Raw genomic sequence first — 12891 nt, forward strand, 5'->3', positions numbered from 1 at the left:
GCGGAAACGCGGGGCCCGTTCAGGCTGTTGCGTTGAGATTGAAAATCAACCAATTAATGATGTTCGCATATCTATATACACGAAACTAGAAGAATCTCGGCATCATAGGCAAAACCACCCAAACACTTGGCCGCGCTTAGGCAGCCACCACAAACGTACCCGCCCCTTTGTGGTGTTCTTCCCCGGTGCTACAGCAGATGCTCCTGGATAAAGACCGCGATGCCGTCCTCGTCGTTGCTCGCGGTTACAAAGTCCGCGGCGGCACGGGTGGCGTCGCTGCCATTTGCCATGGCCACACCCACGCCGGCGTCGGCCACCATGCAGGTATCGTTATCGGCATCGCCAAACACGCAGATGTTCTGAAGCTCCATGCCGTTGAGCTCCGCCACGCGCACAAGGCCGCGCGTCTTGGACACGCGCGGATCCATGAACTCGTAGAGCCGCTGCGTGGTCTGCAGGGCCGCCGCCTTAACAGTGTCATCGGCAAACGTCGACGCCCGCTCAATCACCCGCGGCATTACCTCGGGCGCCATGGTAAACATCACCTTGGGCTGCGGCTCGCGCAAAAACTCGGCAAAATCGACCACCTGGTAGGGCACGCCGTCGACGCGCGACAGGTGCTCGACGCACGCGTTGCTCTCGGGCACGTAGAACACGCCGTCTCGGGGGCAGACGGGTGTTGCCGGAAGGTCCGCCATGTGCTTGCAGATGCGCGCGATGGTCTCGCCCGGCAGCGGAAAGCTCAGCTCGTTGATGGCGTGCGCGCGATCGATGACCTCGGCGCCACCGCAGCCCACGAGCACGTCCACCAGGCCTTCGATGCCCCAGAACTCGTACATGGCCTCGGTCGCGTGGGCGTCGCGCCCGGTGCACAGGCCAAAAAGCACGCCGCGGTCGCGCAGGGCGCGGATCGCCGCCACGGTGCGCGGGGACACCGTATGCTGGCTCGTGAGCAGCGTACCGTCGATATCGCAGAACACGGCTTTGATGTGGCTGAAGGTGGTGTCCATGGGGGCCTTTCTGGGTTGCGCGGCGGTGTGGGGTGTGGTCGTGAACGGCGTACATGCTATACCAAGGCGCAGGCGCGGCCCGTTAAAGCAAAAACCACCACAAAGGTGCCTGGCTCCTTTGTGGTGGCCGGACCCGCAGGGTGGCCTGGCCCGGGGCGCAAACCATCACAACATTCGACGTTATTCGGCAAAATCGCGATTTTCATCGAATGTTGTGATGGTTTTTACTGCTTTGCGGCACGATCCAAGTGCCAGCGACCAAACAGCAGCAGCGCCGCGGGAACCGCCGTCACGACCATGCCCGCTCCCACGAGTGTCCGTTGTACGCCAAATGTTGCCGCCAGCCACGGGGCAATCGCCAGAGGGGCCACGCCGGCGAACATATTGCCAAAGCCCATGACCGAGTTCACACGGCCAAGCTGCTCGAGCGGTGCCGTCGTCTGCACAATGGTGTTGTGGAGCGGGTTGACGACACCCCAAGCTATGCCCAGGGCGATCTGGCCGACGAGGGCCACGCCCACGTACGGCGTCCCCACATAGAGCAGACTTCCCAGGCCCACGGACATAAGTGCCACGAGCAGCGTTTTTAGGTTTACCAAGTGCGGCGGCAAGCGGAGCGCGAGCACGGCACCCAGCACCGCGCCCACGCCCGAGGCCGACGAGAGCCAGCCCATCCACTCAACGCCGACGCGTAGGACATCGCGATAGAAAAACGACTCGAGCGGATCGAAGGCTCCGTAGCCAAAGTTCGAAAGAAAAATGATGCAGAAAAGTAGCGCGAGGACGCTGTTGGTGAAGACCGTCTTGATGCTAGTCGCGAAGGTGGCGCGAGTGGATGCGCTGGGGTTGGAGCTTTGCCCCGCACGCTCCCCTTCCTCTGCCGAATCGGCATCCGCATGCCCGGCGACATGGCTGGTCTGCGGCCTAAAGCCCCAGCCGGCGATGAGCGCCAGCACGGTAAAGAGCATCATGAGCACGAACACCGCGCGCGACGATGCAGCCGCCGCGACAAAGCCGCCCAGCGTGGGACCAACGATGATACTCACGTTTGAAAACATGGCGATGGCGGAGTTGATGTCTTTGAGCTCGACAGGATCGTCGGTGAGGTAAGCCGGATAGGATGTGGCGATGGGCTGGGCGAATCCCATCGTAAAGCCCAGAAACACCGCGCCGAGCAGGACGACGCCGGTCGCGCTACCAAAGGCGATGATTGCCGTGCCAGTTGCGAGCGTGCCGACGATGCTCAGCAAGAAATGGCGGCGCGGACCCCAGGCATCGAGCGCCGCTCCACCCGCAAAGGATCCCAGGATCACGAAGACGTTCATAAAAAGGACGGCCAGCGATGTTGCCACGACCGAGACATCGTCTGCATAGGTGAGCGTTCCGATGACGCCGATAAAGTAGCTGGTCTGAAAACCGGTGTAAATGAGAAAGCGCATGGCCACCAGGCGTTTAGCCTGCGTGGACAGCGATGATTGAGGTTTTGAGAAAAGAGAGGCGAGCATGGAGACTCCTTGTTTCATACGAATACGGGCGGTGGGCATTCGCCACCGTCTGTCAAATCAATCTATCCGCATGAAACATTAAGGACACATCGAGCCCCTTCTCTCCGTTTTCCGTCCGTCATGAACTACTTGGTAGATTGTAAGGCATGTCCCAACCATCTACCAAAGCAAAAACCACCACAAAGGCGCCTGGGCCCCTTTGTGGTGGAAGTGACGTTTGCCCGGATAAAACCTTCCAAAATAAACCTGTCCCTTTTTGGCAGGTTTTAGGCCAGATGGTCCTGAATCAGATCGCAGATGGCTCGGGCGTCGTTGATGTTGATAGCTCGGGTCGCAAAGCCGGCGTCGAATGCCTGGCGCGCCAGGGCCTCGTTGCAGGCAAGCGCCAGTGTGCGACCGTCAACCAGGTCGAGTGAGCTCTTGCCGCGCAGACGGTCGACACCCGATCGCGCGACCACGATGTTGTCGAAGCCCTCGGTCTTGTAGCCCTCGATGATCACCACATCGACATCGTTGTAGCGCGACAGCAGCTCGCGCGCGGGCATCTCGTCCTCCTCGCGCGTATCGGCGTACTCCGCCCAGCGCGTGGCGCAGATGAGGCCCACGTGCTTGGATCCGGCCTGGTGATGGCGCCACGTATCCTTAGCGGGCACGTCGATATCAAAGCCGTGGTGCCCATGATGCTTGAGCGAACCCACGCGCAGGCCGCGGCGGGTGAGCTCGGCAATGACCTTCTCGACGAGCGTGGTCTTGCCCGAGTTTTGGTAGCCGATAAACGCGATCGCGGGGACGGCCGGTGTCGGAGCTGCGGGCGCGACGGCGGCAGGCGCGCTTGTGGGTGCGTTACCGTCGGCGCCGGCGGCCTCAACAGTAGCGGCCTGACGCTCGGCACGATCCCACACGCCCGAGCGGCCACCCTCCTTGTGCAGCAGGCGCACGTCGACGATCTCCATGCCGCGATCGACGGCCTTGCACATGTCATAAATCGTAAGGCACGCAGCACTCGCGCCGGTCAGGGCCTCCATCTCGATACCCGTCTTGCCCGTCACGCCCGCCGTAACCAGCACGTAAAAGCCAACCTGCCCGTCCGCGCGCGCCGGTGCCCAGCCCTCGGGCACGTCCTCGGCAGGCGTTCCCGCCGGAGCGATGGGCGCAATATCGCACTTGCTCTTGGTAATGAGCAGCGGATGGCACATGGGAATGATGTCGCTCGTGTGCTTGATGGCCATGATGCCCGCCACGCGCGCGCAGGCAAGCACGTCGCCCTTTTTGGCGCGGTCCTGCAGCACCATGGCCTGCGTCTCGGGGTGCATGAGGATGGTGCCCTCGGCGATGGCGCTGCGATGGGTCTCGGCCTTGTCGGACACGTCGACCATGCGTACCTCGCCCTTGGCGTCCACGTGCGTCAGCTCGTCGCGACGGGCGTCGCGGGCGGGCGGCTCGGTGGCAGCGCTGGCAGTCGGCTGCGCGGACGCGTCGGCGTTGCCAGCATTCGCCGCAGCTGTGACTTTGTGGGCAGACATCGCGGCCCTGCGAGCGGCCTTGGTGGCATCGGCGTACCTGCTCTTGGCCATATGATCATCCTCCGATTTGGGACATAAATCGTTGCGTGCCCTCAATTATCGCGTGTTCCTGCGGTTTGTGGGCCACGGCATTGCGCCAAATCGAAAGTACCTGCATATCATCACCACGGCGCAGGGCGTCGCGCACCGAATACTCGGCATCGCTGAACAGGCACGGACGCACGTTGCCATCGGCCGTCAGGCGCAGACGGTTGCAATTCGCACAAAAATGGTTGGACATGGCGCTAATAAAGCCAACCGTTCCCGCCGCACCAGGAAAGTACCAGTAGCGCGCAGGGCCCGCGCCGGCAGGAGCGTCGTTGATGTCGAGCGGCTCGAGCTCGCCCAGTCCCGCCGCGGCAGCCCCGGCATTGATGCGCGCCCGCAGCTCGTCGCTCGGCACGGTATCGCTCGCGTCCCACAGCTCGGGATTGAGCGCGGGCGCATGCGGGTCCACAGCGCAATGCGAACTTGTGTGTTCGTCGCCGATAGGCATGTATTCGATAAAGCGCAGGTGGATGGGGCGGTCGAGCGTGAGCCGCGCGAGGGCCGCCACATCCTGGTTGAGTCGGCGCGCCACAACGCAGTTGACCTTAACGGGCTCAAAGCTCCAAGCCAGCGCCGCGTCGATGCCAGCCATGGTCTGCTCGAGCCGACCCAGACGCGTGATCTTTCCAAACATCACGGGGTCGAGCGTATCGAGTGAAATGTTGACGCGATCAAGCCCGGCGTCTTTGAGCTGCGGCGCCAGCTTGGGCAGCAGGGCACCGTTGGTGGTAAGCGAGATGTCCTCGATCTGCGGAATCGCGCGGATGTCACGAATGAGCGGGATGATACGGCGGCTGACCAGCGGCTCGCCGCCCGTCAGGCGCACGCGGCGAATGCCCTCCCCCGCCACCAGGCGCACAAAGCGGGCGATTTCCTCGGCGCTGAGTAGCTCGTCGTGCGCACGGGGCGCCACGCCATCGGCCGGCATGCAGTAAATGCAGCGGAAATTGCACTTGTCGGTAACGGCAATGCGCAGGTAGTTGATGTCGCGGCCATAGCCGTCATGTTGCACGTGCCCGTCCATGCAGCCCTCCCCTCACGCGGCGTTTTATTCTTCGGAAAACATAATACCCCACGCGAGAATCATGCCGACACCCGTACGACAGGACAGGTCGCTTCGAGCAAGACCGGCTTCCCAAGCCCATCCTCAACACAGACCATCACAACATTCGATGCTTTTCCCGTTTTTGGCGAAAAACGTCGAATGTTGTGATGGTCCGCCTGCCCACGGCACCCCGTAGAAGGACCAAAGCGCCCCTAAAGGCCGCCGTCCCAGTGCCGAATCACGAATTCCCGCAGGTCGTTCTGCCGCTTTTGGAACGCTTCGCTTCGGTCGCACTTGAGACCCATAGCGAGCGCGATGGCGTTCATCGCCCGGTGCAATTGCAGCTGATGGGCAAACTGAGTCCCGGTGAGGACGATCATCTTAAAGCCCAGCGCGCTCAGCACAGTCATGCGCTCCGCATCCGACGCGCTGCGCTGTTTATCAAGATGGTCCGAGCCGTTGTATTCAATTCCCGTACCGCTCGCAGGCGCATATACGTCAATCTCGAAATACCCGGCCTTAGCGAGATACTTGAACTCGTTGGGAACATCGACCCGATGGTTGAGCTCGATCTTGACGTATCCTAGCCCGCCCTGGGAACGTTTTGCTACGACCATGATTGCGGTGGCCGTCTCCATGGGCGACCGCGCGCCATCGTGCACGCGCTTGAGCACAGCGACCGCGCGTATAGCCCCCTGACGAGATCGGTTCTCATTGCAATAGGCAATCAAATCGGCAACGGCATACCTCTGCCCCATCTCGATATAATCGCCTGTCGACAGATGATTCAAATGGTATCGGGCGCAGATTTCATACCCATATTCCAACTGCTCGGGCTCGCTCATCCACGAACCCGCTTGGACAAAGCACATGGCCTCATCAACCACCAGAAGGCCCTCCGCCACCTCGATAAGATGGCCTGGAGGCACCGGCGCCCCAAACACGTGGCACCTAAATCCAGCCGGCGTCGAGCGCTCAAAATCGAAGTTGACGAGCGTGTCGATATGATCGAGCTCTTCTCGTGGAATACCAAGCGAAACCAGATAGTCGGTAACGATCCCAACTGCCGTTGAAGCCCTCAGCCCCTTGGCATCGAGTCCCAATTTGGGCAGGCTCGCGGTCGGCTCCGCCTCGTTAGCAAGCGAGTCCTCATCGTATAGGCTGCTTGCTCGCGAGAGCGGCTCGGACGGGCGCGCCACGTTGTGGTACAGCCAGGCAGTCTTATGGGACAGGACGATCGGCAGGTCCATGAGCCCTCCAATGGAGTCGGATAACCAACCTTATTCCCCTGCCCACGGGTCCGCACACCTTCGTGCGCAAGAAAGCGATTCCACCCGATCGAGTGGTAGAAAAACCATCACAACATTCGATGCTTTTCCCGATTTTGGCAAAAAACGGCGAATGTTGTGATGGTTTGAGGCGAGGTGAGAGGCACGGAGGGGTCAAAGCATCGTGCTCGAACGGGTTAATCCAACTCTTTTAAGCCATGCGCCAGCTGCCAGTACTCGCCGTGCTGAGCGAGCAGCTCTTCGTGCGTGCCGCGCTCGATGATGCGGCCGTGTTCGAGGACCATGATGGCATCGGCGTCGCGGACGGTGGACAGGCGGTGCGCGATCATAAACGTGGTGCGGCCACGCATGATGCGGTCCATGCCGCGCTCGATGAGCTTTTCGGTGCGCGTGTCGATAGAGCTCGTGGCCTCGTCCAGGATGAGCACCGGCGGGTCGGCAACGGCCACGCGCGCGATGGCGAGCAGCTGGCGCTGGCCCTGCGACAGGTTGGCGCCGTCGGCCGTGACCGGCGTGTCGTACCCTCTAGGCAGGCGGCGGATAAACGAATCCGCGCAGGCCGCCTCGGCAGCGGCGCGCACCTCCTCGTCGGTCGCGTCGAGCTTGCCAAAGCGGATGTTCTGCGCAATGGTGCCGCTAAACAGGTGCGTATCCTGCAGCACAATGCCGAGCGACCCGCGCAGGCTGGCCTTGGCAATGTGCTTGACGTCGATGCCGTCGTACGTGATCTCGCCGTCATCGACCTCGTAGAAGCGGTTGATGAGGTTGGTGATGGTCGTCTTTCCGGCGCCCGTCGAGCCCACAAACGCGATCTTTTGCCCCGGCTTGGCAAACAGGTTGAGGTCCGTGAGCACACGGGTGCCCGGCACGTAGGAAAAGTCCACGGCATGGAAGCGCACGTCGCCGGCAAGCGGGACCAAGCCGCACGTGAGCTCGGTACCGTCGGCAGCCACCGCACGGCCCGACTCATTAACGGCAGCCACATCATGCAGATGCCCGTACGCGCCCACGCCCTGGCCCTCGGGAATCTTCCATGCCCACGCAGCGTCGCCCGTCTGCACCAGCTCCACGCAGCCCTCGTCCACCTCGGGCTTAAGGTCCATGGCGGCAAACAGGCGCTCGGCACCGGCCAGCGCGTTGAGTAAGAAATTACCCAACTGCGTAAACTGGTTGATGGGCGTGGCCGCCTGGCGTACAAAGACCAGGTAGCTTGCAAGCGCGCCTACATCGGCGAGCCCCTTGATGCAGAGCATGCCGCCCGCCACGGCGACGATGGCATAGTTGACGTAGCCAATCACGACGGTCATGGGCACCATGGAGTTGGCATAGCTCACGGCGGCGGTGCCGGTGCGGCGAAGCTCATCGTTGCGGCAGGCGAAGCCGACGACATTCGCTGCCTCGTGGTTAAAGACCTTGATGACCTTTTGGCCCGAAACCATCTCTTCGATATATCCGTCCAGGTCGCCAAGCGATGCCTGCTGGGCGGCAAAAAAGCGCTTGGAACGCATGCCCGAGTAGCGCGCATACAGCACAATGGCCGCGTCGCACACGAGCGTAATAATCGTGAGTTGCCAGTTAAGGATGATGAGCATGGCCGTGGTGCCCACAACCTGAATGGCGGCCTGAATCACGTTGGCAAAGCTGTTGTTGAGCGCCTCGGAGACGGTGTCGACGTCGTTGGTAAAGAAGCTCATGATGTCGCCCGAGCGCGTGCTGTCAAAATAACTGAGCGGCAGCGTCTGGATGTGCGCGAACAGGTCGCGGCGAATATCGGACACCACGCGTTGGGCCGCGCGCACCATGATCTGTGAGTAGCCCAGGGCCGAGAGCACGCCCGCGGCGTAGATGATCGCCGTCAGGATGACCTGCTTGGCAAGCAGTTCCTCCCCGCCCGTGGCCAAACCGTTGACGATGGGGCGCACCATGTAGGTACCGGCAAGGCTTGCGATGGCCGCAACAGAGGCAAGCACACCCACTGCGAGCAGCGAGAACTTGGCGTGACCCATGTAGGAGAGCAGGCGGCGGAGCGTCTGCGCCAGATTGGCGGGACGGGCCTGAGCGGATGTCTTAGGCATGGCGCTCACCCCCTTCCGTGGCTTGAAGTGATCCGCTGGGGCCAGACGAAGACGGGGCATTTGCGCCGTCCACGACGCCCGCATCCCCCGCAAACTCCATCTGCGAGGCGTAAATCTCCTGGTAGATGCTATCGCCCGCCAGCAGCTCCTCATGCGTGCCCACGCCGTGGACACGGCCGTCGTCCAACACAATAATGCGGTCGGCATCCATGACGCTCGCAATGCGCTGGGCGATGATGAGCACGGTCGTATTGGGAATCCGAGCGATGTGCTCGCGAATCTTAGCGTCGGTCGCCATATCGACCGCGCTGGTGGAGTCATCAAAAATGAGCACGCGCGGATGCTTGAGCAGCGTTCGCGCGATGCACAGGCGCTGCTTCTGCCCGCCCGAGACACCGGCACCGCCCTGGCCCAACTCGCCGTCCAGCCCGCCGATGCGATCAAGGAACTCGTCCACGCACGCCGCGCGGCAAGCCGCGAGGAGCTCATTGTCCGACGCCTGTGGATTGCCCCACTGCAGGTTCTCGCGCACGGTGCCCGTGAACAGCACATTCTTTTGCAGCACAATGCCCACGGCATCACGTAGGGTCGCGAGGTCGTAGTCGCGCACGTCGTGTCCGCCCACAAGCACGGCGCCCTCGGTGGAGTCGTACAGGCGTGCAATCAGCTGCACAAGCGAGCTCTTGCCCGAGCCCGTGCCGCCGAGGATGCCCACCGTCGAGCCGCTCTCGATGCGAAGGTCGATATGCTCGAGCACATCCTCGGCAGCATCCGCGCGGTACTTAAACGACACGTCGCGAAACTCGATGCTTCCGTCGGTCACCCCGTGCACGGCAGCGGCAGCGTCGGGCGCTTGGATAAGCGAACGCTCGTCGAGCACCCGCGAGATGCGCTCCACGCTGGCAAGTGCGCGGGTGAGCAGCAAAAACACGTTGGAGATCATCATGAGCGAGTTCATGATCAACAGCACATAGCTCATAAAGCCCGTGAGCGAGCCCACGCCGAGCTCGCCGGCAAGGATCATGCGACCGCCGATCCACAGAATGGAAAGCGCCGCCACGTACATCGACAGCTGAAACACCGGCAGGTTGAGCACGGCGTTGCCGAAGGTCTTCGTCGCCGTATGCGCGAGCTCGGTATTGACGGCGTCGAACTTGGCCTCCTCGTGCTCGACACGCACGTACGCCTTGACGGCGCGCACGGCGGTGAGGTCCTCCTGCACCACACCGTTGAGATGGTCCATCGAGGTCTGCAGCTGGCGGTAGAGCGGACTGACGCGATAGGTGATAACGCCCAGCACGATCGCCAGCACCGGCAGGATGATCGCGAAAACGGTGGCGAGCGGACGCGACAGCACCAGCGCATAGACCAAGCCGACGATGAGCGTCACGGGACCGCGCACCATGGGGCGAAAGCCATTGCCGATGGCATTTTGGATGACGGTGATATCGGTAGTCATGCGGGTGACGAGCGAGCTGGCGTCGTAGTTATCCAGATTGCCAAAAGCGAGCGTCTGGATCTTGCGGTACTCCGCCTCGCGCAAGTTAGCGCCCAGCCCCGAGGCGACGCGAGCAGACGTGCGTGCATAGCCCAAGCCAAGTACCAGCGAACATGCGGCGCATACCAACATATACGTGCCCTGCAACAGCATGTAGTTGATGTCGCCCGCGGGAACGCCCACGTCGATGATATTTGCCATGATGACCGGGATAAACAGCTCGAGCGCCGTCTCGGCCGTCACAAAGAACACGCCGAGTATGGCATCGCGGCGGTATGCCCCCAGATAGGAAAACAAAATCTTGAGATTGCGCACGCAGGTTCATCCCCCATCAAACGTTGTTCGCAAACCCAGGTATTATGGCGCGCCGTGCATCGGTGTCAAGTGCTCCGAAATCGATTTCTGCAAGGCTAGTGCAGGCGCCAAGCTCGCAGGACGCGCCCCTGTATTCAATTGGAAATGAACGCGAGCGTGACTTTTTTCTCCCCGCCGCCAACACAAACCTTGACTCTACAATCGTTGTAGGGTTTTCACTACACTGGTACGTAAACAGACCAAGCCAGAAAGCCCCGCCCATGGAACACGACCTCACACGCGGCAATGTCCTTAAGACCATCGCGGTCTTTGCCCTGCCCTATATGCTCTCGTACTTTTTGCAGATGCTCTACGGCATGGCCGATCTGTACATGATGGGGCAGTTTAGCGGCGCCGCCGGCATCACCGCCGTGGGCAACGGCGCGCAGACGCTCTACATCATCACCGTGACGCTCGTAGGCCTGGCCATGGGAACGACGGCCATCGTCGGCCACGCCGTGGGCTCGCGCCGCTTCGACCGCGCCGAGACCGCCATCGGCAACACCATCACGCTCTTTATGGGTGTCTCGGTGGTGCTGGCCGCTGTCCTGCTCGCACTGTGTCCGCAGATTGTGGCACTCATTGGCACGCCGGCCGAGGCAGTCGAAGGCACCGCCGCCTACCTGCGTATCTGCTTTATCGGCATTCCCTTTATCGCCGCGTACAACATCCTCTCGGCCATCTTTCGCGGCCTAGGCGATTCGCGCTCGCCCATGTACGTGATTGGCGTGGCATGCATCATCAATATCGCGCTTGATTATCTGTTTATCGGCCACATGGGGCTCGGCCCCGTGGGCGCGGCGCTCGGCACGGTAATCGCCCAGACGGCCAGCGTTGCCCTCGCGCTCGTGTGGCTCAAGAGCCGCCGCACGAACATCCACGTTAAGCGCAGCGACCTGCGCCCTCAGCCCGAGGTGCTCGGCAGCATTCTTAAGATCGGCGTGCCCGTGGCCGTGCAGGACGGCTGCATCCAGGTGGCGTTTATGTTCATCACCGTCATCGCCAACCACCGCGGTCTAGTCGACGCCGCCGCCGTGGGCCTGGTCGAAAAGATGATCAGCTTTTTGTTCATTGTGCCGAGTTCCATGGGCGCTACCGTCAGCGCACTCACGGCGCAAAACGCCGGCGCGGGCAAGGGCGACCGCGCGCGTCAGGTACTCAAGGACGCCATGACGATCTCGGTGGTGTACGGCTGCCTGATCACGGTGCTGATGTGGCTGGTGGCACCGGCGTTTATCGGCTTTTTTGCCAAGGACCCCGCGGTGGTCACCGCCGGTACTGGCTATATGCACAGTTTTATTTTCGACGCGATTTTTGCCGGCATCCACATTTGCTTTAGCGGCTTTTTCGCTGCGTATGGCAAGAGTTACATCGGCTTTGCGCACAACGTACTGGCCGTGGTGCTCATTCGCGTACCCGGCGCATGGCTGCTGTCGAACGCCTATTCCGACACGCTGTTCCCCATGGGTATCGCCTCGCCGTGCGGGTCGATTCTGTCGGCGGCCATCTGCGTGATTGCATTTACCGTGCTCAACCGCCGCGGAGCTTTTGACAAACTGGTGGCGTAGCGAGGCGACGCGAAATCGCCCTCATCGACGACATCATCAGCGACGACCCCAGGAGAACCGCCATGTCGAGGACATCCCCCGATATGGCGGTTTTACTCCTCCGGGATCGGAAACGCCCGGATGAACTCTGCGGGCGAGAAGGTCTTGATGGTCGAGCGCACAAAAGCGGCGCGGTCGCGTGTGATGATAAAGTCCACACCGGCACGCTCGGCCATCGCACGGATACAGCCGTCCTCAAAGTCCGGCTCATCGGAATAGGCGGAGGTAAAACAAGCTTCTTGGTCGAGAGGCTCTAGCGAGTAGCTCTTAAGGCAGTCGCGCACCACATCGCGGGCGCGCGCCTCGCCGGCCTGTTTAGTGAGAATGTAATACGCGTCCTTGAGAGAGCAGGCCGAAACAACGCCCTCGATAAGCCCCACGTCAACAAGCCCCTTGATGGTTTGCGCCGCCCCATGCTCCGGCCGACCCGAAAGCACGCAATCGAGCAGAAAATTGGTATCGAGAAAAGCCCTCATAGGTAGCGCTCCCTCGCGACGCGCTTTTCATCTTCAACCGTCATCGTATCGAGCGGCGTTCCTTTGGGCATTTTGGCTACGATATCGAGATACTCCTGGTAGTCCTCATCCTCCGCGAGCATCTCGTGAATCTCCTTCCAGGTGATCTTGGGATGCCACATCGTACCCACGTCGCGCTTGGGCTTGTCCGAGCCGCGCGTCGGCTTTGCACCCCCGCGCTCCTGGGCAGCGTCATATTCCACTGCAACCGGGCCTTGATAGTCGAGCGGCACGATCTTGAACAACGGCTTGCTCCGCTTGAAGACCACAACCTCCTCGCCCTCATTGGCAACCTTTTCGGCCACCTGCGTAAGGTTTTGGCGCAGCTCCGAAAATGCGACAGTAACCATAACGGCTCCTCTCAACATGTATCTTCACTGCTA

General features: G+C 61.4%; 10 protein-coding genes. 1 reads left to right on the plus strand and 9 read right to left on the minus strand.

Translation table 11 applies throughout. From position 1 onward, the window contains the following. Positions 1 to 188 precede the first annotated feature (188 nt). From DWV43_RS07415 to DWV43_RS07445, 7 genes are all read right to left on the minus strand, one after another. Positions 189 to 1010, minus strand: a complete 822-nt coding sequence (locus tag DWV43_RS07415) for an HAD family hydrolase (RefSeq protein ID WP_117817750.1) — start codon at positions 1008 to 1010, stop codon at positions 189 to 191. A 224-nt stretch (positions 1011 to 1234) separates the two neighbouring features. Beyond that, positions 1235 to 2515 carry an MFS transporter gene (locus DWV43_RS07420; RefSeq protein ID WP_158569847.1) on the minus strand — a complete coding sequence of 427 codons (1281 nt, stop codon included), beginning with the start codon at positions 2513 to 2515 and terminating at the stop codon, positions 1235 to 1237. 266 nt (positions 2516 to 2781) lie between these two features. Then, positions 2782 to 4089, minus strand: coding sequence for a molybdopterin-guanine dinucleotide biosynthesis protein B (mobB, locus tag DWV43_RS10510; RefSeq protein WP_117817746.1), 1308 nt, complete (start codon positions 4087 to 4089; stop codon positions 2782 to 2784). A 4-nt stretch (positions 4090 to 4093) separates the two neighbouring features. Continuing rightward, on the minus strand, positions 4094 to 5149 hold the full coding sequence (gene moaA / locus DWV43_RS07430; RefSeq protein WP_117817744.1) for a GTP 3',8-cyclase MoaA: 1056 nt from the start codon (positions 5147 to 5149) through the stop codon (positions 4094 to 4096). A 233-nt stretch (positions 5150 to 5382) separates the two neighbouring features. Continuing rightward, positions 5383 to 6420 (minus strand): hypothetical protein, encoded by a 1038-nt coding sequence (locus tag DWV43_RS07435; RefSeq protein WP_117817742.1) that lies wholly within the window; start codon positions 6418 to 6420, stop codon positions 5383 to 5385. Between the two features lie 215 nt (positions 6421 to 6635). Next, positions 6636 to 8534, minus strand: a complete 1899-nt coding sequence (locus DWV43_RS07440; protein WP_117817740.1) for an ABC transporter ATP-binding protein — start codon at positions 8532 to 8534, stop codon at positions 6636 to 6638. Next, the gene (locus DWV43_RS07445) at positions 8527 to 10347 is read right to left on the minus strand and encodes an ABC transporter ATP-binding protein (protein ID WP_117817738.1); all 1821 of its coding nucleotides are present in this window, start codon (positions 10345 to 10347) and stop codon (positions 8527 to 8529) included. The genes DWV43_RS07440 and DWV43_RS07445 overlap by 8 nt, the downstream gene beginning before the upstream one ends. 260 nt (positions 10348 to 10607) lie before the next feature. On the opposite strand from DWV43_RS07445, the gene DWV43_RS07450 reads away from it, so the two are divergent. Next, positions 10608 to 11954: an MATE family efflux transporter gene (locus DWV43_RS07450; RefSeq protein ID WP_117817736.1), complete on the plus strand. Its 1347-nt coding sequence runs from the start codon at positions 10608 to 10610 to the stop codon at positions 11952 to 11954. Between the two features lie 92 nt (positions 11955 to 12046). On the opposite strand, the gene DWV43_RS07455 is transcribed toward DWV43_RS07450, so the two are convergent. Then, positions 12047 to 12469 (minus strand): PIN domain-containing protein, encoded by a 423-nt coding sequence (locus DWV43_RS07455; RefSeq protein WP_117817734.1) that lies wholly within the window; start codon positions 12467 to 12469, stop codon positions 12047 to 12049. Continuing rightward, positions 12466 to 12858, minus strand: coding sequence for a type II toxin-antitoxin system Phd/YefM family antitoxin (locus tag DWV43_RS07460; protein WP_158569848.1), 393 nt, complete (start codon positions 12856 to 12858; stop codon positions 12466 to 12468). Before DWV43_RS07460 ends, DWV43_RS07455 begins: the two co-directional genes overlap by 4 nt. Positions 12859 to 12891: the final 33 nt, after the last annotated feature.

Origin of the sequence: Collinsella sp. AF05-9 (assembly GCF_003465595.1) — a bacterium.
GTDB lineage: Bacteria > Actinomycetota > Coriobacteriia > Coriobacteriales > Coriobacteriaceae > Collinsella.